Below are 20,447 nucleotides of genomic sequence, written 5' to 3' on the forward strand. Positions count from 1 at the left end.
CTATGATATTAAAGCCCACTCGAAAAGGTCTTCAGCTTGCCCAGGTGCTTGAAAAAGAAGGGATCAGTAACCGCAGAGTACTGGATACTATCGCCAGTACGCCGCGTGAACACTTTATACCTGATGCACTTAAGCATAAAGCATATGAAAATACCGCCTTGCCCATCGGGCAAGGCCAGACGATTTCGCAGCCTTATATAGTGGCCCGAATGACTGAACTATTGTTAGCGCAAGATGTTGCACCAATGCATATACTGGAGATCGGCACAGGCTCAGGCTATCAAACAGCTATTTTGACTCAGCTTTTCAAGCAGGTTTTCAGTGTGGAGCGAATTAAAACTTTGCAATTTCAGGCAAAACGACGCCTAAATCAATTGGATCTGCATAATGTAAAAATGAAGCACGGTGACGGCTGGCAAGGTTGGGCTAGTAAAGCCCCCTATGATGCAATCATCGTTACTGCGGCAGCCAAAGAAGTGCCACAGGCGCTTATTGCGCAGTTAAGCGAACATGGACGTATGGTTATTCCGGTGGGCGAAGGTTCGCAACAATTACTGTGTATTGACAATAAAAAGGAACAACGGTCGCAAACAAGTGTAGAAACCGTTAAGTTTGTACCTCTTATAGCCGGAGAGCTTGCGTGAAGCTATTCACATACCTGTACGATTTAAGTTTAAAATGGTCACAACATCGTCACGCCGAGAAGTACTTGGCGGGTTTAAGCTGCGCTGAATCCACCTTTTTTCCTATTCCGCCAGACGTGATGCTGGCACCAATGGTACTTAGCCAAACAGATAAAGCCTGGCGCTTCGCTTTTGTCACCACAGTGGCCTCGGTTATAGGCGGTATTTTTGGGTATTTCCTTGGCTATTTTGCTTTTGAATCCTTCGTAGACCCTTTAATTAACGAATGGGGATATTCTGACAAACTTTTATTGGCCGAAAGCTGGTTTAGCGACTACGGCGTGTGGGTTGTCTTTCTGGCAGGCTTTTCACCCATACCTTACAAGGTGTTTACCATCAGTGCAGGCGCACTGGCGATGGCCTTTTTTCCCTTTGTATTGGCTTCCGCAGTGGGTCGCGGACTGCGGTTTTTCCTGGTATCTGCATTTATGAAGTATGGAGGGCCACCAATGGAAGCTAAGCTAAAAGATTATATTGAATTTATTGGTTGGTCTTTGGTCATTATTGGTGTGGTTGCCTATTTTATTTTGCGCTAGCCTGGTAACTGCAGAAAATTAGGCGTTTGATGGTGTAATCGGGCACCAAAAAAGGAAAGGGTTGAATGCGGGTTTGGCTGACTATTACATGCTCAGTTTTGTTGTTAAATGGATGTAGTTCTCGCTTCGAACCTGCTCCCGTTGATACGCTATCAACTAAGCTTGCATCTAAAAACAACCTCACAGAAATTACAGGCGACACCTATGTCGTTCAAGCGGGTGATACGCTTTTTTCTATCGCATTCTACAGCGGAAATACCTACCGGGATCTTGCTAAACTCAACCGTATTTCTCCTCCCTATGATATAAAAGTCGGCCAGCAACTGCGTCTTAGCAAACCAGCAGATAATCCCTTAGCGACAAAAACAGGCAAAGAAAACATTGAGCTGGCGCAAACTGTTCATAAATCGAACAAAAGAAAGGTTGACCCAAGACCATCGCAAGCGTATGGTGGAAGTGTAGATAAAGATCATCGAAAAATTCAAAATAATAAAACCAAAACCTCGATTAATTCTTATAAAAGTCGATGGATTTGGCCCGCCACTGGACAGCACAAGGTGGCCACCGTCGCGAGTGATGGTAGCAATCGAGGCTTAGACATCAAAGGGCGTTTGGGGAGTGAAATTCTCGCTGCTGCAGACGGCAAGGTCGTTTATGCAGGCAATGCCTTAAAAGGATATGGAAATTTAATCATTATTAAACATGATGATGAATATCTTAGCGCCTACGCGCACAATGATCGGATATTGGTAAGTGAGCAGAGCTATGTCAAACAGGGACAGCAGATTGCAACAATGGGCCAGACAGGCGCCAGTAGCGTCATGTTACATTTTGAGATCCGAAAAAAAGGTAAATCTCAAGACCCTTTTCAATATCTTCCACCGCAATAGCTTTAATGTGATTAGTCAAACAGAAGGTAAACACATTAGCATGACAAGGCTACAAGCCAGTTCAAGGAGTTACTCATAAATGGTTACTCAAAATACCGACGCAAAATCACGCAAAGCTGAAAGGCTTGACATGGATAGTTTAGACTTTGAATCTATAGACGATCCAGAGGATGATTCAACTGACATTGATGAAGCAGAAGAGGATAGTAAAAAATCAGACGACTTTAAAGCTGAGCAAATTAGCATAAAACAGCTTGACGCGACTCAAATCTATTTGAATGAAATTGGTTTTTCGCCATTATTAAGTGCCGAAGAGGAAGTCAAGTTCGCCAGAGAAGCAATTGCCGGTAACGAAGCATCCAGAGAGCGTATGATCGTAAGCAATCTTCGACTTGTAGTAAAAATTGCGCGACGGTACAACAATAGAGGCTTGGCCTTGCTTGACTTAATTGAAGAGGGCAACCTGGGCCTGATTCGGGCTGTTGAAAAATTCGATCCCGAAAGAGGCTTTAGATTTTCTACCTACGCGACTTGGTGGATACGTCAAACCATTGAACGCGCCTTGATGAATCAAACCCGAACTATTCGCTTACCCATTCATATCGTTAAAGAATTAAATCTGTATTTGCGTACTGCGCGAAAATTGGCTCAAGAGCTCGATCACGAACCTACGGCAGAGGAAATCGCAGAGGCAGCAGGTGAACCGGTTAGTAGTGTTCAGCGCATGTTAAAGCTTAACGAACGCATCAGTTCAGTGGATACGCCGCTAGGCGGCGATGGCGATAAATCATTGGTTGATTTAATTACCGACGAAAACGACGACGGACCAGAAAATCAGCTTCAAACAAATAATATACAAGATAATATTGTGCATTGGCTCGATGTGTTAAACGACAAGCAGCGAGAAGTACTTGCAAGACGCTTCGGCCTCTTGGGTTACGAAGCGGCTACACTGGAAGAAGTAGGTGTTGAAATAGGTCTGACTCGGGAAAGAGTCAGACAAATTCAGGTGGAAGCCCTAAAAAGATTGAAAGAAGTTCTGAAACATGAAGGTCTAAGTATAGAGTCACTATTTGGCGTCGAATAGCTAAAAGGCAATATTACTGCGGTAAATTTGCATACTTGCCTATTTGCAAACTTGAGAATAGATCTATTGTGCTAATTGTCCGCTTATTACTGTCTGCACTCATTGCCTTCATGTTCTATGGTGCCTGGGCGTATTTCGCTAATGCTATTGTTACCAGTGACAAAAGCGTGTTAATTAAAGCCTCTTTGGTTCAAGGTTTGTATAGCGCGCTTGCTACCTTGATTTTTACTGCGCTCTTGGAGTTTTTTCATCGGATTCTGCATAAAAAACGAATATGTCTGGCATTTATTATTCCGCGCATTTCCAAAGACGAACCTGCATCTCCTTGCTCAACCAAACTAACAGTAAAAAGCTCTCTGACGTTTTTTAAGACACTTTTTCATGATAGAGCCTTGCCTGGAGTCATTCTTGTTCCTATTCCAGCCATGCTTATTCAAAGCACCCTGGTCATAGGCGTAAATGTATACTTTAATACACCAAATTTATGGTTAACGGTTGCACCCTCTATAGTGTTTAGTGCCGCCTATGGCTATGCTTACAGCATTGGTCTTTCGTCTAAAACGCTCACTCGCGCGCAAGTGTAACAAACTTATAGTCGTAGGGGTTTTTATCATCTTTTTTGTGAGAATGACTTTCTATTTCTTTCCAATTAGCGTTTGCGGTCCAATCGGGAAATTGCGTGTCTCCCTCCACGTCTAAATCAATAAAGGTCAAAAACAATTGCTGTGCTTCGGGCAAAAACAGTTCATAAATTTTGCCTCCCCCGATCACCATCACCTCATTTGCAGTTTTCTGAGCGACGGCGAGTGCGTCCTCAGCATTCGGGACAACACAAGCATCATTTAACTGATAGGATTTATTGCGACTGATAACGATATTTTCACGCCCTGGAAGCGCTTTACCAATCGATTCATAGGTTTTTCTCCCCATGATGACAGGTAATCCCATAGTCACTGATTTAAAATGCTTCAAATCGGCAGGGAGATGCCACGGCATTTCGTTATCTTTTCCGATAACGCGATTTTTTGCCATCGCGGCAATAAGCGAAATTTTCATTCTATCAATTTATCCAGTCGTGTTATTTTTAAGCTTGATGCTGCTAAGTTATGTTTAATCTTAATCGACCTCAATTGACGGGCGCCAATTGCATGTCAACGTGCATTATACCGTCTTCGTCGTAATGAGGAGAAATTTCTTTGAAACCGAAAGACTGGTAGAGCAATGATAGATGACTTTGAGCGCCAATTGTAATAGGTAAAGCAGGCCAAAGTTTCTGAGTGTGGTTTATGCTTGCTTTGATCAATAACTTTCCCAAACCCTCTCCACGTGCACCAGGTGCAATTACAATTCTGCCTATACTGGGATCGGGATAGCTTATTTTAGGCGGTAAGAGGCGTGCATACCCAATTAATTTATCTTTTTTTAATAACAAAAGATGATGCACACCTGCTTGTCTGTCTTTTTCGTCAATATCCTGATAAATGCAGGCTTGTTCAACAACAAACACCTCGCTTCTTAAGGCTAGAATTTGATATAGCTGTGAGTTAGTTAACTCATTAAACGGGATACACAAATACTTAAATTGACTCATTAGTACACAATCATACTTGCTTTTCAGCCGCTTCTAGCTCTAAGTTCAGTTTGTTCGCCTCATCTGCGCGTGGCTTGGTAAAGCGCGCAAATGCATAATATAGCACTGGGGTTAAGAACAGTGTAAAGACAACAGCCAGCCCCAAACCACCAAACACGACCCATCCAATGGCATTACGCGCCTCAGCTCCAGCTCCTGTGGAAAGGATCAAAGGTAAGCCGCCCAGAATTGTTGAAACCAAAGTCATCATGATGGGGCGAAGCCTCACCTTACCCGCTTCAATAATGGACTCTTCAATACCTAAGCCCCTGTCACGCAACTGATTGGCAAATTCGACTAATAAAATAGAATTTTTAGCAAGTAAGCCAATCAGCATGACCAAACCAATCTGTGAGTAGATATTCACGGACGTGCCGGTTAAAAACAAGGCGTAAACTGCAGCAGCAATTCCAAAAGGCACGGTAAGCATTACAACAAAGGCACTATTAAAGCTTTCAAACTGCGCCGCCAGAACGAGCAAAACAATCAAAAATGCTAACACATAAGTTAACATAACCTGTTGATTTGTTTCTTCAAAAGTCTGCGCTTCGCCTAAAAACACTAAACCGATACCAGAGGGAAGACTTTCATTTGCTAGATCACGAATCGCATTCACTGCCTGCTCTATAGTCACTTCAGGCGGTAAATCCATCTCTAGCTCTATTGCGCGTCGCTGAGCATGGCGCTCAAGCTCCGCTGCTACCCCTTCCTCTGTCACATAGGCAACGCTTGAAAGCGGCACCAAATTACCATTGCGCGAACTCACGTATAAATTCAATATGTTCGCAGGGTCCAATGAATTTCGACTATTTGCTTGCAAAATTATGGGGACGGCCTGATCGCCAACATTTAAATCAACGATATCATCGCCATTAATTGCTGCGCGCAGTGTTCTTGAAACATCGTCAAATGCGACACCCAGTTCCTCTGCTCGACGTCTGTCGATATTGACTCGCAATTGTGGCTGCGTTGGTTGATACGAAATATCCACGCGACCCAGCTCCGGCAGGTTATCTTCAACTAATTTGGCAAATTCCAATGCAGCTTGGTAGATTTCCAAGTAGTCGTCACCTGTTAAAGCCATTTCCATTCCACCACCGAAACCACGCAAATTGAGACTGTTACCACCAAACGCACGACCTGGAGCACCGGCGACTTCACTTAGTAGTGGGCGTAAATCACTGATGATTTCTTCCTGAGAGCGCTCCCTATCTTCCCAGTTCACCAAAGGCACCGTGATAAAAAGAATGTTTGGATCCCATCTTCCAACTACGGTGTAAATAGACTCAATTTCACCTTGGTCGACATTCGGGATCAATAATTCTTCTGTTTTTAACGCTTGTCGATCCATGAAGTTGATTCCAGTTCCATCCGGTCCACGAGCGAAAATACGCACTACTCCTCTATCTTCCGAAGGCAGTAACTCATTTTCCAGTTCATTAAAAACAAAGTAAGCACCACCAGCAATTGCTACACATGCAAACACAACGAGAATGGCGTACTTGAGTACAAACTTGAGGCTACGCTCATAGCCATTTACGCACGCTTTACCAAAGCGACTGAGCAATCCGGGCGTTTTCTGTTTATTCATGTCCAGAGGTGGGATTTTTGCGGTGAGCGCTGGCACAAGGGATAATGCAACAAACGAAGAGATAATTACGCTTCCAGCCAAAATGCCACCAAACTCTCTGAACAATCGTCCTGCGGTAGACGGTAGAAACGCGATCGGCACAAAAACAGCAACTAAGACTGCGGTTGTCGCAACAACTGCAAAGAATACTTCACGTGTACCGATAACAGCGGCTGCACGCGCACCCATGCCAGCGGCACGACGGCGTTGAATATTCTCTGAAACAACAATGGCGTCATCAACTATCAGGCCTGTCGCAAGAACAAGCGCAAGTAAGGTAAGGATATTGATTGAGAAACCAAAGGCCCAAAGCAGCGCCAGCGAACCAATCAAAGAAACTGGAATAGCAAGTGCTGGAATAAGGGTTGCCCGAAATTTCCCAATAAACACCAGCAAAGTGAAAATCACCAAAGCAATGGTGAACACAAGAGATTGCAAAACCTCATTCACTGAATCGCGAATAAACTCGGCGTCATCTGACGTAACGGTCATATTTAGATCGGGGAAACGCTCGCGCAGACTCTCCACCATCAATAAAACTTCATCCGATATTTCAATGGTATTAGAACGCGCTTGTCGAATAACGCCCAAACCAATTACTGGTGTTCCATCCAGTCTAACGATGCTGCTTAAATCGGCAGGTCCAAAATAAACGTTGGCAACATCGCCAACCTTCACGTCGCCAGCAATCACGATATCGCGGACGTCCTGTTCAGATACAGAAGTTGCATCAGCACGAACGATAAGCTGCTGATCGGAAGAACGAATACTGCCCGCAGGAACATCGAATGGCGCCGTGTTTAAGGCTTGTGCAACATCGGAGATGGACAACTGAAAACTGGTCAAACGCAGATTATCAACGCTCACGCGCAATACCCTTTGTCTGTCACCGTCCAGGCGCACGTCTGCAACGCCAGGAATGTTTAAAAACAAGGGAGCCAGGTCGGTTTCAACAATATCGGTCAAGGTCTCTAAGTCGTAACGAGGGCTTGATACGGCAATGTTTACTACTGCCTGAGCATCGTCATCTGCTTTTATGACTGAAACTTGCTCAACTTCTTCTGGTAAACCTCTTTGAACACGTGCAACCGACTCTCTCGTTTCATTAGCTGCGTCTTCAATGTCAACGCCTGGCCTGAATTCGATACGAACTCGGCTGTTACCTTCTTCACTTGAAGCCTGAATAGACTTCACACCGCTCACGCGTGCGGCAGCGCCTTCCAATCGGCTTGTTACTTCAGCATCCACCGTTTCAGGCGCCGCACCCGGATAGTCTGCCCTTACGGTAATAATTGGTCTGTCTACATCAGGGAGCTCTCTCACTTCTAGGCCATAGATAGCAGAGAAACCCGCGACAACGATTAAGAGATTTAATACAAGAATCAGTACAGGACGGCGAATGGATAAAGAGGGAAGATCATCTTTAAAAAGATTGTTATTAAACATTAGATTGCAACCTCTTGTTCAGACTGCTTTTGATTTATCTTTTTACCCAACTTTTCTACTTGGTTCGTTATATTAGCATCGTTCTTGTTCACAATCGCATCTGGGTTTTGAATATTTAAAGGCTGCCCCGAACGAAGTCCCTGTATGCCCTCGATGATCAAAATCTCACCATCTCGAAGATCACCTGAAACAAGGATGCGCCCACGCATACGTTGCTGAACTTGCACATCAACTCGCTTGGCTGCATTATCATCTGCCAACCAGACATAGGCACCGGTAGAGCCCCAGGAAAGCGCAGCCTCGGGAATGGCAACATATCGTTGACCAAGTACTTCCAAAGACACCCTAAAACTCATACCAGGGCGGTACTGGTCGTCTTCATTTTCAAGAAGCGCTCTCGCCCGAATAGTTCTGTCGCCTGTATTTACTCTTGAATCAACTTCCCCAATACGAGCATCCAGGCGAATCGTTCGATCAGTCCACGGTTCCAATTGCACTTCTGGCTTTTGCATAAGATACGAGACCGCCATTTCGGGAGCCACAAAGTTAACAAATAGCGCTTCACGGTCATCAAGCGTGGTTATTTCTGTTTGAGGTGTAATGCGATCACCCACTTCAACTTCCGTCAGACCCACAACGCCATCAAACGGAGCACGCACCAATCTATCTTCTTTATTTTCTTTCGCTTCCTGTAGTGCAACCTCAGCCAGTTTTAACGCAGTGTCAGCTGTGTCTAATTCACTTTGCGTAAGCGCACCTTTCGCGACGCTTTGTTTGACACGATCCAAATTACGTTTTGCGTCTTCTAACTGTATAGTGGCGCGTCGGATAGCGACATCCTGAAGACGGCTATCCATCTCAATCAGAATATCGCCTTGCTTAACTGACTGGCCTGGCACAAAGTTTACTGCTGTAACCTCATCCGATACGCTTGGAAACAAAGTCACAGATCGCTTGGCCTGAGCGGTGCCGACAGCTTCAATCAAGGTCGTTTCGTATTCAAAGCTTAAGGGCTCTACCACTACAAGTTTAGGTTGGTCTGCCCCCCGCCATTGCGAATGTGCATAGGGAACAAACAAGGTCAGTATAAAGGTGAACAAAGCACATTTTTGAAGTGAAAGCTGCATAAGAACCTACTGTTTGAGCATCACTCTACGCTTTTCAAATGCTCTTATTTACATTGATTTTATGAGCTTATTATAACTGAGGACGGCTTAATCTTGATCACTTTTTAGTAAAGATTAAGCCTTTTTAATGAAGAGGCAATTTAAATCATTATTCCTTTGTATAGATGACATTCGGATGGTCATCGTCGTCATCGTCATTTTCATCATCTTCTACATCATTTTGCTCATGTCTGTTCTCAAGACCCGGTTTATAATGGCTATCCCATTTAAAGTCTTGCTCTTCCTCATTTGAATCACTTGTCTCCACCGGCGGCAGACTATCTAAAAAGGCCATCAGGTCCTGACAAACTTCATCTACACCCAGCTTGTGAAATGCGGATATTTGATAATAATCCTCGTCCCACCCCATTTGTTCGGCAATATCGCTACAAAGTTTTTCTGCCTCGTCTTCGAGCATTAAATCGACTTTGTTAAAGACTAGCCATCTTGGCTTTGCAGCAAGTTTAGGGCTGTAGGTTTCCAATTCATGAATAATGGTAAGTGCGTTCTCAACCGGGTCTGAACCATCGGCTGGCATAATGTCTACCAGATGCAAAAGTATTCGACAGCGCTCAAGGTGCTTTAAAAACTGTATACCTAAACCCGCACCATCTGACGCGCCTTCAATTAAACCGGGTATATCCGCGATTACAAAACTGGCTTGCGAATCAAGGCGAACGACGCCTAAGTTAGGAACCAAGGTAGTAAATGGATAATCGGCCACTTTTGGCTTAGCAGCAGATACACTTCGAATAAAGGTAGACTTACCTGCATTCGGCATTCCCAACAAACCAACATCAGCCAAAAGCATTAACTCTAATTGAAGGGTACGAATTTCACCCGGTGACCCGTTGGTTTTTTGTCGAGGTGCACGATTCGTGCTGCTTTTAAATCGCGCATTTCCCAATCCATGAAAACCGCCTTGAGCCACTTTCAAGCGTTGACCATGCTTGGTTAAGTCTCCAAGAACTTCAAGCGTTTCCTTATCAGTTACACGGGTTCCCACGGGTACTTTCAAAGTCAGGTCTTCACCTTTGCGTCCAACACAATTACTGCCCTGACCATTTTGACCTCGCTGTGCGCGATGAAATCGTTCAAAGCGATAATCGATAAGCGTGTTCAGGTTTTCATCAGCTTCGAGGTAAACGCTTCCACCATCACCACCATCGCCGCCATCAGGACCGCCTTTGGGAATGTATTTTTCGCGTCTAAACCCGACGACCCCATTTCCGCCGTCACCTGCTTCGACTCGTATTTCTGCTTCATCTACAAATTTCATTTTACTACTCGATTTTATTGCTTCTGTGTAGAGCACTTGCTCTTTTTGTATAGAGCATTTGCTCTTTGGCATTTGGCTTTTGTTAACAGCACTTACACAGGGAGGCTACTAGTATAGCAAAGACGCTGTTCGCCATCCCGGCCGCTCAACACAGGCCATCCATGGCCTGTGATGCTTTACTATACTAGTAGCCTCCCTGTGCAAGCGCTCCTCAAACTTCATAAAGCTTTTTAAATTAACTAAGCAATATGGCGACTCACCTATAGTCTAGACAATGCCTACCCTTCTGACTACCCAGCATGAGTTTTGTTTGAAGCCTAATGCACAGTAGAAGGGGCGTTCACAAAGTCTCCAAAACCAAGGATGGTTTTGGTGAAGCGGCCATGGATGGCGCAAAGCGTCTTTGTGAACGCCCCTTCTGCTGTGCATACCGATACAAAGCGACAAAAAACCCCGCATGAAGCGGGGTTTTTCTAAAAGCTCGCTAGGTGCTTATTCAGCAACGATGCTAACGTATTTGCGGTTTTTAGGACCTTTGGTTTCAAACTGCACTTTACCATCAGATAATGCGAATAAAGTGTGATCTTTACCAATTCCCATGTTGTCACCTGCGTGGTATTTAGTACCGCGCTGACGAACAATAATGTTACCTGCTAGTACAGACTCACCGCCAAAACGCTTAACACCTAAGCGTTTGCTGATTGAATCACGACCGTTTTTAGTACTACCACCAGCCTTTTTATGTGCCATGTGTTCGTCTCCTAATTATGCCTGGATACCAGTGATTTTCACTTCTGTGAACCACTGACGATGTCCCATCTGTGAGCGTGAATGCTTACGACGACGGAACTTCACAATTTTAACTTTCTCACCACGACCATGCGTAACTACCTCAGCAGTCACTTTGCCGCCTTTTACAAATGGTGTACCGATTTTAATATCGTCACCATTACTGACCATCAAGATATCATCGAACTCTACTGACTCACCTGGAGCAACTTCGATTTTCTCAAGACGAACGGTTTGGCCCTCGGCCACACGGTGTTGTTTACCACCACTTTGGAAAACCGCGTACATAATTCTCTCCGCTGTAGCGCCCATTGCGCTCAATTCAAAAAACAGGGCGCGAATTGTACGTAAACTTTCCTCTCCTGACAAGCCTAATATAGCGAATAATCGCGTTTATTTTGCATAATTTTTATTCGCCAAGGTGTTTATACACGCTTTACTGGCAAAAGCACGTTAAAATCAAACATCTAGTAGCCGAAGCTTTTGAATAATGTAAGAATAATAATCATAAAAGTCGTCTTTTCAGTGTAAAGAGCTGAAAAACAATTTAAGACCATTTATGCGGATGTAAATGTGGATTTAGAGAGCATCAAACAATTATCGAACGCGGATATGCAAGCCGTCAACCAGTTAATACAACAGCAAGTCAGTTCCGACGTTGCGTTAATTGACCAATTAGGTTTTTACATTGTCAACAGTGGCGGAAAAAGGCTAAGACCATTATTGACCGTTCTGGCAGCGCGTGCACTTAACATACAGAATAACGAGCATCATACGCTAGCTGCTATTGTCGAATTTATTCACACCGCAACCCTTTTACATGATGATGTGGTTGATGAATCGACCATGCGCCGAGGGCGAGAAACCGCAAACGAACTGTTTGGCAATCAGGCCAGTGTGTTAGTTGGAGATTTTCTTTACTCTCGCGCGTTTCAAATGATGGTAGAGCTAAAGCGCATGCGAGTCATGGAAATACTTTCAGATGCGACCAACCGTATAGCGCAAGGCGAAGTTATGCAGTTGATGAATTGTAATGACCCAAGCACCACTGAAGCGCGCTACTTAGATGTTATCTACAGCAAGACTGCCAGATTGTTTGAAGCCGCAACGCAGCTCGCTGCTGTTTTGACTGACCAGCGCAGTGATGTTGAAAACGCAATGCAGACTTATGGCAAACATTTAGGCACCGCATTTCAGCTAATTGATGATGTACTTGATTACACCGCTAACTCTGATGAAATGGGTAAACAGGCAGGAGATGATCTGGCAGAAGGCAAACCAACCCTACCCCTCTTACATGCGCTGTGGAATGCACCGGAGGAACAGGCAACAGTCATTAAAAGCGCTATTGAAAATGCAGATGGGATGCCACATTTCGATATGATACTAACCTCAATGCATCAAGCTGGGTCTATTGATTACACAAGGCAGCTTGCGCAAGCGGAAGCTGATAAAGCTAAAGCAGCCATTACCATTTTGCCTGAATCAAATTACAAGAAAGCGCTTTTAAGTTTGGCCGATATAGCAATAAACCGAGATGCCTAAAACTTACTCTTTATCTTCCAAATTGCCTATTTCCAGTACAGGTGCTGCGTCAATGCTCTCCGCATCCATCATGCTGGCTATCCGTTGCATTGTTGCCACCATTTGGCTTTGTTCCCAAAGCTCCAATTGTGAGAATCGATTGATGAAATGCTCTTGAAAGGGCAATGGCGCTTTTTCCAACATCGATTGACCTTCATCGGTTAGAAATACACCTACTCTTCGCTTGTCATCGGTGCTTCTTACCCGCTTAACTAATCCTTTGACTTCTAAACGATCGAGTATGCTAGTCACCGTTGCTGGAGATAGGTTGATATTATCGGCCACTTGCCTAACCATGATCCCGGGCTTTGAAGCAATATTTTGCATTACAATCAACTGTGGGCCAGTGAGTCCGGCCTCTTTGTTAAGCTGTCTTGAGCGAATATCAATCGCACGGATCACCCTGCGTAAAGCAATCAAGAGCTCTTCGTCTTTTTGCATGACTACAATCCTGAAATACTTGCTTCCAAAAAGTGACTATTGATGGAAACAACTGTCGTTTTAATTAGCGAAGTAAATGCAAGAAATGCTGATGTTTGTGATACTGGTCAACGACATCATTTATAACCGCAAGCTTAGACCACCCCATAATGTCATAGTCTTGCCCACCTTCACTAAGATGCACTTCGGCACGATAATAAATGTGTTCATCATCACTGTCGAGGGCTTGTTCATCGGCGTATGCATATTCAGGCTGAACATACTTTCTTCTATGAACACCATAGACGAAATCTTGCTCTTCGCCGTGCTCTACGGTCAATTCTATCCAGTCTTTTTTTTGTTCGATATGAGCAACAATATTGTGTTTGCGAAACTCTTTCACAACGCTATCAAAGGCTGGTTTGACGATCTTTTCAAGGTAATTCTGTACCGCAAGTTTGTTTGGAAAATCAACAATTGTTTGCAATCTTTCCTGCCAGGCTTGCTCGTGTTCAGAGGGGTAAATCGGCGCCGAATTAAATAGCTGCGCCTCGCGTTTGTATTCATCCACTCTTAATGCTTTCATCAAACCTAAAATAGACAGCAATAGAATCAGTGCAAATGGTAATGCAGAAGCTATCGTCATGGTTTGCAAAGCCGTTAGCCCACCGGCTGCCAGCAAGATAGCAGCGACAATACCTACGCCTAGTGCCCAGTAAATGCGTTGCCATACAGGTGTGTCGTTTCGACCATGAGAACATAACATATCGACAACCATTGCACCTGAATCGCAGGATGTGACGAAAAAAATCACTACCATCGCAATAGCAATTCCAGAAAGCAGTTCGTTTAAGGGGAATGATTCCAGAAACAAAAACAGCGCAGCTGAAGCATCTTCATTCACCATGTTGCTTAAACCTGTCTTTTGCTGCTCGATGATCAATTCTATCGCTGAATTACCAAATACTGTCATCCACAAGAGCGTGAACGCAGTTGGAATAAGTAAGACCCCCATTACAAACTCGCGAATGGTGCGACCTCGCGAGATTCTAGCAATGAATAAGCCGACAAAGGGTGCCCAAGCGAGCCACCAGCCCCAATAGAAAATCGTCCACCCGCCAATCCAGTCACTCTTTTCATAGGTAAACAGGTTGAAGGTATTGCGAATGATGTCGGACAAATACGCACCTGTATTTTGCAGATAAGCCTGTAATAAAAAGACCGTTGGACCAAGCACCAGAACAAAAATCAGAAGCGCTACAGCCATAATCATGTTGGCTTCTGATAAACGTCGAATGCCTTTATCCAGACCAGACACAACTGACACGATGGCAATAGCGATGATGGCAGTCATTAACAGAATCTGATTAAAAGCACTTACTTCTAAACCGAAAAGATAAGACAGACCGCTGTTGATTTGGGACGCTCCCAAGCCAAGCGAGGTAGCAACACCAAAAATTGTGCTAATCACCGCAAAAATATCGACAGTATGTCCAGTCCAACCATAAATTCGGTTTCCTATGAAGGGAAACAAGGAAGAGCGAAGGGTTAACGGCAAATTGTGTCTGAAACTAAAATACGCCAGCACGAGTGCAACAATTGCATATATGGCCCATGCATGCAGCCCCCAATGGAAAAAGGTAGTTTTCATCGCTTCGCGCACCGCTTCAACCGTACCGGCTTGCGCACTAGGTGGCGACAGGTAGTGCATTACAGGCTCAGCTACGCCAAAAAACATTAAGCCTATTCCCATGCCAGCAGCAAACAGCATAGAGAGCCAGGTTAACAAGGAATAATCTGGCAGCGCATGATCAGGCCCAAGCCTTATGGAGCCATAGCGCGAAAGCCCTAAATAAATCACTGCCACCAAAATAATGGCAACACTTAGCACGTAAAACCATGATCCATTTAGCACAATGGCCGATTGCGCGCTTTGAAACAAACGATCGGCCAACTCTGGGGCAAAAACAGCAAAAAGCAATAACGCCACAATGGCGCATGACGCGGGCACAAATACCTTTTTATTAAGCGGAGAGGACAAATTGGGTGACTGCAAAGTTATATCCTGAAAAAGTTATATTCTGAAAAAATTAGGTCCTGAAAAAGTAAGGTCCTGAACATGACCCCAATTCTGAGGTTATCGCACTCGCGATAAAATTGCTATTTACTACAATGCTAATGCTTAGATTTCTAATTATAAAAACGCAAAATTATTGCATCTTGGCCAATATAATCCAAATTAATTGTCATTTAGTAGTAAATAATGGCTATAATTATAGTTAGAACACTATGCATTTTGCAGTTTATAGCAAGATGTTTATCATTATTTAGTTTGAACACGTTTTTAAAAGCCGTTTTCTAAAAAAATCAGACGTGATATCACATTTAACCTGACTTAGGGGTATACACACACATGAATAAATCGAGAATAAGTTTGGCCGTTTTTGCGGCCCTGGCGAGTTCTTCTGTTTTTGCTCAACAAGAGCAAGGCAATGCAAAAGCAAAAATTGAAACCATTGAAGTAACCGCTACCAAGCGCGCTGAATCCATTCAAGATGTTCCCGTTTCGGTAACAGCGCTTGATGGAGAGGCGCTTGAAAGTCTTGGCGTGGATGATTTTAATGACTACGTCGAATTTTTACCGAACGTTACTTTTCAAGGTACAGGCCCCGGCCAAAATGAGATATACATTCGTGGGGCGGCCACTACACAAACCAATATCTCAGTTTCATCTGTCCAGGCCCTTCAGCCGTCGGTCGCCTTATACCTAGACGAGCAACCTATTTCCATGCAGGGTCGAAACCTGGATGTGTATGCAACCGATATGGAGCGAATAGAGGTTTTACCTGGCCCGCAAGGGACACTGTTTGGTGCAAGTTCACAATCTGGTACGGTGCGCCTGATTACCAAAAAACCGGATCACTTTGGCTTTTCAGCAGGCGTTGACACGGATTTTTCTACCACGCGAGGCGGTGAAAACAGCAATTCTGTAGAAGCATTTTTTAATTTTGTTGTTACCGATAATTTAGCCGTTCGAGTTGCCGCTTATAACGCAAAAATGGGCGGTTGGATTGATAATATCGAAAACCGTCCGGGCGAAGGTGGTTATATCGGTAGCGCTGTAGTCATTGACCGTATTTCAGGGGGTGTACTTAGTGACCCGGAAAACACTCCTGTTGTTTCTCCAAACAATGACCGCTTAGTAGAAGATGACTTCAATGACGCCATATACTCAGGCGCGCGCTTTGGCGTGTCTTACATCATCAACGATGACTGGAAACTTCTCGTTCAGCACACTCAACAGACACTAGAGACCGAGGGTGTATTTGCGTATGACCCTAATCTTGATGGTGAGAGTTCAACCAATCGCTTTACGCCAGAAGACAATGATGACGAATTTGGTTTAACGACCTGGACCTTGGAGGGCCGACTTGCCAAACTTGACGTCGTTTACACCGGTGGATACCTTGATCGGGATATTGATTCAACCATCGATTACACTGGTTATACTAACGGTGGATTATTTTCAGCTTATTATGTGTGTAATCACTATGAAGCCGCGACCCCTGCTGATGAGCGCTGCCTGGATCCCACCAAATTTTATAAAGAAGATACCTCAACTTCACGTATGACTCACGAGCTTCGTATTAATACAGATGCCGATAATGATTGGCGGGTTACGGCCGGTATTTTTTATGATGAGCAAGATGTTGATACGGTTGGCTTGTTTAACATCGCCAACACTGAGTTAGGCTTTTTCACTGACTTACAGCGTATGCTTGTAGGTAATGAAGGCATCAATAGCGATGGCGGCCCTTTCCCGTCTGAAATTAGCTTTGTCAATGATGTGTCCCACGGTATTGATCAAATAGCGGTATTTGGTCAACTTGAATACGACTTGACTGAAACCTTAACCGCGAGTGTGGGAGCGCGCTGGTATCAAATTGATGATATTTACAAAGGCTCTACTACCACCGTAGATGTAAGTCGAAGGCTGCGTGCCTTTGGTACCCTTGACCCAGCGGAATTAACCGCTGTTGGCTTAGACCCTGCGGCAGTACAATCTGCAATCGATAGTGGCCAGTTAGACGTTGGTCTATTAGATGACGACGGAGTGTTAACCGTAGATGACACGATTTTTAAATTCTCACTGGATTGGAGAGCATCTGATGATGTACTCCTGTTTGCAACATACTCTGAAGGCTTCAGACCACCTGTAACTAATCGTGTAGGCGGTGGACTGGCAACTAATCAGTCAGGTGCTTTTGAAGGTTTCCGTATTCCTGTTTATTCACTTACCGATACGCTGGATAACTACGAACTGGGAATGAAAGGTGATTTTCTGGATGGGATTTTACGTGTAAATGCAACGGCATACTATTCTGAAATCACGGATCTGCAGACCTCGCGATTTGACCCAACAAATATCAGCTTTTTGGTCTTCACCGATAATGTAGGGAACGCAGAAATTACAGGTCTGGACGCCGATATCACTTGGCTTGCGACAGATAACCTCATCGTTGATGGTGCTTTTAGCATTCTGGATACTGAGCTTACCGACGTGAATCCGGAACTTGAAGGTATTGCTCTGCCTGTTGGCGCAGAACTGCCTTATTCGGCAAGTTTTTCAGGGAATTTGCGTGCCAAGTACTTCTATGAGTTAGAGAATGGCTTAACCGGCTATGTGAACGGCTCAATATCCTACACTGGCGACAGGTTAGCTGGCATGAATATGGACGCCTTTGTGGTAGAAGATGCCACCCAACTAATCTATGGCACTGGCTCTGGTTTACCCATAGAACAAGAAGCCGCAGTGTTCGAAGGTGTGACTTATGCTGATGCAGACGGAAATACTTTCCGAGGCGGGCGTTATGTGCAGGAAAGCTATTATATCGCGAATGTGGCTTTTGGTATTACTAACGATGAGTGGAAAGCTGAGCTATATGTCGATAACGTATTTGATGAAAATGCAGTGCTATATATCGATACCCAGCAGTTTACGCCCAAGGTAGTAACAAATCGCCCACGTACGGTTGGGGTAAGACTGTCTTACGACTTCTTCTAGCCCTTTTTTACCAACCAAAAGGCAAGCGCAAAGCTTGCCTTTTTTATATCAGTCAGTAGGCTAAAAGATTAGCGTATACAAAAAGGCAGGAATGAAGATTTGAGTAAAGAACAAGCTGAGACATCATCAAATGAGCAGAGCAATGATCCGGTGAAGATTCAGTCGGCGCAGCAAACGATCAAATCACTTATCTCTCAGGGTAATTTTCATGACGCAATCAATCAATGCCGTGAGCACTTAAGCACTCAAGATAACGGCACGGAAAACAATCTGTCAGACAAAATTACGTTTTTGTATTTATTATCCGTGTCCTACCGCTTAAGTGGCGAATTTAATAAAGCTATAGAGACGAACAAGCAAATCCTTACGCTTAAGTCATCGCATGCAAGAGCACATCAGGAACTGGCCTACGTTTATCGAAACCAAAACCAATCGCTGCAGGCAGCCAAACATTTTTATTCTGCCACCCAAATTAATCCTGCCTTGCTCTCAAGCTGGAAAGCTTTATTGAGCTTTTATCAAGATACTCAGAACCTGAAGGCTGTAAAGCTTGCTCAGGGACAAATTGACTATTTGGAAGCTTTGCCCAAACCGATATTGCATGCGCGCGATTTAATCTATGATGGGCAGCTTTACGGAGCAGACAGGCTGTGTAGACAGTATTTGCAGCAGCATAAACATGAAGCCGAAGCGATGTTATTGTTGGCTGAAATTGGTATTAAACTGAAAGTGTATAACGATGCTGAGTTTTTACTGGAAAGTTTACTTGCGCTTTACCCTGAGCACAAAGCCGGCGGGCTTGAGTATTTGAAACTATTATCAAAAATGGGACGATTTCAGGCCGCTAAAGATTGCGCAGATACTTTACTTAAAGCACATCCAATGCATCCACCGATAGTAAGTGCGAAAGCCAGCGCCATGGTTGGTCTGGGTGAATTAGACCAAGCGATTGCCTTATATCAACAGCTTATTGACAATACAAGCGAACAAGCTGCCCTATATCTTTTGCTTGGCCATGCGCTTAAAGCAAAAGGCGAGTTTGATAAAGCGATATCAGCCTATCAAAACGCTTATAAACAGCGAGCCGACTTCGGCGATGCTTATTGGAGTCTTGCAAACACAAAAACCTACAAATTTAGTGATAAAGAAGTATCACATATGCAAGAGCAAATCGAAAAGCAGGCCAGACAGCAGTCAATATCGCAAGAACAAGATCACATCGATGCAGACGATAAAATTCACTTCTATTTTGCTTTAGGCAAGGCGCAGGAGGACCAAAAAAATTACGATGCGGCTTTTGACTATTACAGCAGGGGAAATGCTCTCAAGCGCTCTCAGCTTGACTACAAGCCTGAAATTATCAGTCAACAGGTAGCGAATCAAAAACGTGTATTTATGCCTTCATTATTCGATGCCCTGAAAGGCTGTGGATGTGAGGCGCCTGACCCCATCTTTATTGTTGGCTTGCCAAGAGCGGGCTCTACCCTGCTGGAACAAATTTTGGCATCTCATTCCAAGGTGGATGGTACGATGGAGCTGCATAATATTATGGCGCTTGTCTCTCGTTTAAGGGGAAGTCGTTTAAGGGGAAGTCGTTTAAGGGGAAGTCGTTTAAAGGGAACTCACTTAAAAGGTGCGCGCTCAAGCGAAAAGGGCCAAGCCTATCCGGATATGCTAGAGAAGCTTGACCCACAGTACTTCGCTCGATTTGGACAGCAGTACATTCAGGATACCAGGGTATATAGAGACGCCGCTCCTTTTTTCATTGATAAAATGCCGAATAACTTTATGCACATTGGACTTATTAAACTCATCCTCCCTAATGCGAAAGTTATCGATGCGCGGCGAGAACCCATGGCGTGTTGTTTTAGCGGCTTCAAGCAACTTTTTGGCGAAGGGCAAGAGTTTACTTATGGGCTTGATGATATTGCCCAATACTATCTGGACTATGTCGAGATGATGGCACACTGGGACAGAGTGTTACCCGATTTTGTGCTGCGTGTTCAGCATGAGGACGTGTTAAATGATTTGGAAGGACAAGTAAGACGCATCCTGAAATTCTGTAACCTGGAATTTGAACAATCCTGTCTGGACTTTCATAAGACCAAACGGGTGATAAAAACACCAAGTTCAGAGCAAGTGCGCCAACCAATCTTTAAAAGCAGTGTGGAGCAATGGAAACATTTCTCCGAGCAGCTACATCCGCTGAAAGAGCGTTTAGCCGACATCCTGTGAGGGATGT

At 44.3% G+C, this 20,447-nt stretch carries 17 protein-coding genes; 8 read left to right on the forward strand and 9 right to left on the reverse strand.

All coding sequences use genetic code 11. The annotated features are described in order from the left end of the window. Positions 1-2 precede the first annotated feature (2 nt). The 5 genes from D6V41_RS05900 (at position 3) to D6V41_RS05920 (ending at position 3,780) form a co-directional block, all read left to right on the forward strand. On the forward strand, positions 3-644 hold the full coding sequence (locus D6V41_RS05900; RefSeq protein WP_421907609.1) for a protein-L-isoaspartate(D-aspartate) O-methyltransferase: 642 nt from the start codon (positions 3-5) through the stop codon (positions 642-644). After that, positions 641-1,219, forward strand: coding sequence for a YqaA family protein (locus D6V41_RS05905; RefSeq protein WP_136250542.1), 579 nt, complete (start codon positions 641-643; stop codon positions 1,217-1,219). Before D6V41_RS05900 ends, D6V41_RS05905 begins: the two co-directional genes overlap by 4 nt. Before the next feature lie 65 nt (positions 1,220-1,284). Then, the gene (locus D6V41_RS05910) at positions 1,285-2,109 is read left to right on the forward strand and encodes a peptidoglycan DD-metalloendopeptidase family protein (RefSeq protein WP_136250543.1); all 825 of its coding nucleotides are present in this window, start codon (positions 1,285-1,287) and stop codon (positions 2,107-2,109) included. Positions 2,110-2,188: 79 nt separating this feature from the next. Next, positions 2,189-3,196: an RNA polymerase sigma factor RpoS gene (rpoS, locus tag D6V41_RS05915; RefSeq protein ID WP_136250544.1), complete on the forward strand. Its 1,008-nt coding sequence runs from the start codon at positions 2,189-2,191 to the stop codon at positions 3,194-3,196. A gap of 68 nt (positions 3,197-3,264) precedes the next feature. Then, on the forward strand, positions 3,265-3,780 hold the full coding sequence (locus tag D6V41_RS05920) for a hypothetical protein (protein ID WP_241664437.1): 516 nt from the start codon (positions 3,265-3,267) through the stop codon (positions 3,778-3,780). Here D6V41_RS05920 and folA read toward each other — a convergent pair. The 7 genes from folA to rplU form a co-directional block, all read right to left on the reverse strand. Further along, positions 3,761-4,252, reverse strand: a complete 492-nt coding sequence (folA, locus tag D6V41_RS05925) for a type 3 dihydrofolate reductase (protein ID WP_136250545.1) — start codon at positions 4,250-4,252, stop codon at positions 3,761-3,763. The genes D6V41_RS05920 and folA overlap by 20 nt on opposite strands. Before the next feature lie 70 nt (positions 4,253-4,322). Next, positions 4,323-4,787 (reverse strand): GNAT family N-acetyltransferase, encoded by a 465-nt coding sequence (locus D6V41_RS05930; RefSeq protein ID WP_136250546.1) that lies wholly within the window; start codon positions 4,785-4,787, stop codon positions 4,323-4,325. 10 nt (positions 4,788-4,797) lie between these two features. After that, a complete protein-coding gene (locus D6V41_RS05935) occupies positions 4,798-7,902 on the reverse strand; it encodes an efflux RND transporter permease subunit (RefSeq protein ID WP_136250547.1) in 3,105 nt (1,034 codons plus the stop codon). Beyond that, positions 7,902-9,029 carry an efflux RND transporter periplasmic adaptor subunit gene (locus D6V41_RS05940; RefSeq protein ID WP_136250548.1) on the reverse strand — a complete coding sequence of 376 codons (1,128 nt, stop codon included), beginning with the start codon at positions 9,027-9,029 and terminating at the stop codon, positions 7,902-7,904. Before D6V41_RS05940 ends, D6V41_RS05935 begins: the two co-directional genes overlap by 1 nt. A 148-nt stretch (positions 9,030-9,177) precedes the next feature. Next, the gene (gene cgtA, locus D6V41_RS05945; RefSeq protein ID WP_136250549.1) at positions 9,178-10,347 is read right to left on the reverse strand and encodes an Obg family GTPase CgtA; all 1,170 of its coding nucleotides are present in this window, start codon (positions 10,345-10,347) and stop codon (positions 9,178-9,180) included. Between the two features lie 492 nt (positions 10,348-10,839). Beyond that, complete coding sequence (gene rpmA / locus D6V41_RS05950) at positions 10,840-11,097, reverse strand: 50S ribosomal protein L27 (protein WP_136250550.1); 258 nt, start codon at positions 11,095-11,097, stop codon at positions 10,840-10,842. A gap of 15 nt (positions 11,098-11,112) precedes the next feature. Next, entirely contained in the window at positions 11,113-11,424 is a 312-nt protein-coding gene (gene rplU / locus D6V41_RS05955; RefSeq protein ID WP_136250551.1) for a 50S ribosomal protein L21, read from the reverse strand. Positions 11,425-11,709: 285 nt separating this feature from the next. Between rplU and ispB the strand changes: the two genes are divergently transcribed. Continuing rightward, positions 11,710-12,681, forward strand: a complete 972-nt coding sequence (gene ispB, locus D6V41_RS05960) for an octaprenyl diphosphate synthase (protein ID WP_136250552.1) — start codon at positions 11,710-11,712, stop codon at positions 12,679-12,681. A gap of 3 nt (positions 12,682-12,684) precedes the next feature. Here ispB and D6V41_RS05965 read toward each other — a convergent pair whose 3' ends face one another. Both D6V41_RS05965 and D6V41_RS05970 read right to left on the reverse strand, forming a co-directional pair. After that, positions 12,685-13,161, reverse strand: coding sequence for a MarR family winged helix-turn-helix transcriptional regulator (locus D6V41_RS05965; protein WP_136250553.1), 477 nt, complete (start codon positions 13,159-13,161; stop codon positions 12,685-12,687). Positions 13,162-13,225: 64 nt separating this feature from the next. Then, entirely contained in the window at positions 13,226-15,196 is a 1,971-nt protein-coding gene (locus D6V41_RS05970; protein ID WP_136250554.1) for a BCCT family transporter, read from the reverse strand. Between the two features lie 357 nt (positions 15,197-15,553). Here D6V41_RS05970 and D6V41_RS05975 point away from each other — a divergent pair, with 357 nt between their 5' ends. Continuing rightward, the gene (locus D6V41_RS05975) at positions 15,554-18,205 is read left to right on the forward strand and encodes a TonB-dependent receptor (protein ID WP_136250555.1); all 2,652 of its coding nucleotides are present in this window, start codon (positions 15,554-15,556) and stop codon (positions 18,203-18,205) included. A 99-nt stretch (positions 18,206-18,304) separates the two neighbouring features. Continuing rightward, positions 18,305-20,440, forward strand: coding sequence for a tetratricopeptide repeat-containing sulfotransferase family protein (locus tag D6V41_RS05980; protein ID WP_241664438.1), 2,136 nt, complete (start codon positions 18,305-18,307; stop codon positions 20,438-20,440). Positions 20,441-20,447 lie beyond the last annotated feature (7 nt).

Origin of the sequence: Ningiella ruwaisensis, assembly GCF_004798935.1 — a bacterium.
GTDB lineage: Bacteria > Pseudomonadota > Gammaproteobacteria > Enterobacterales > Alteromonadaceae > Glaciecola > Glaciecola ruwaisensis.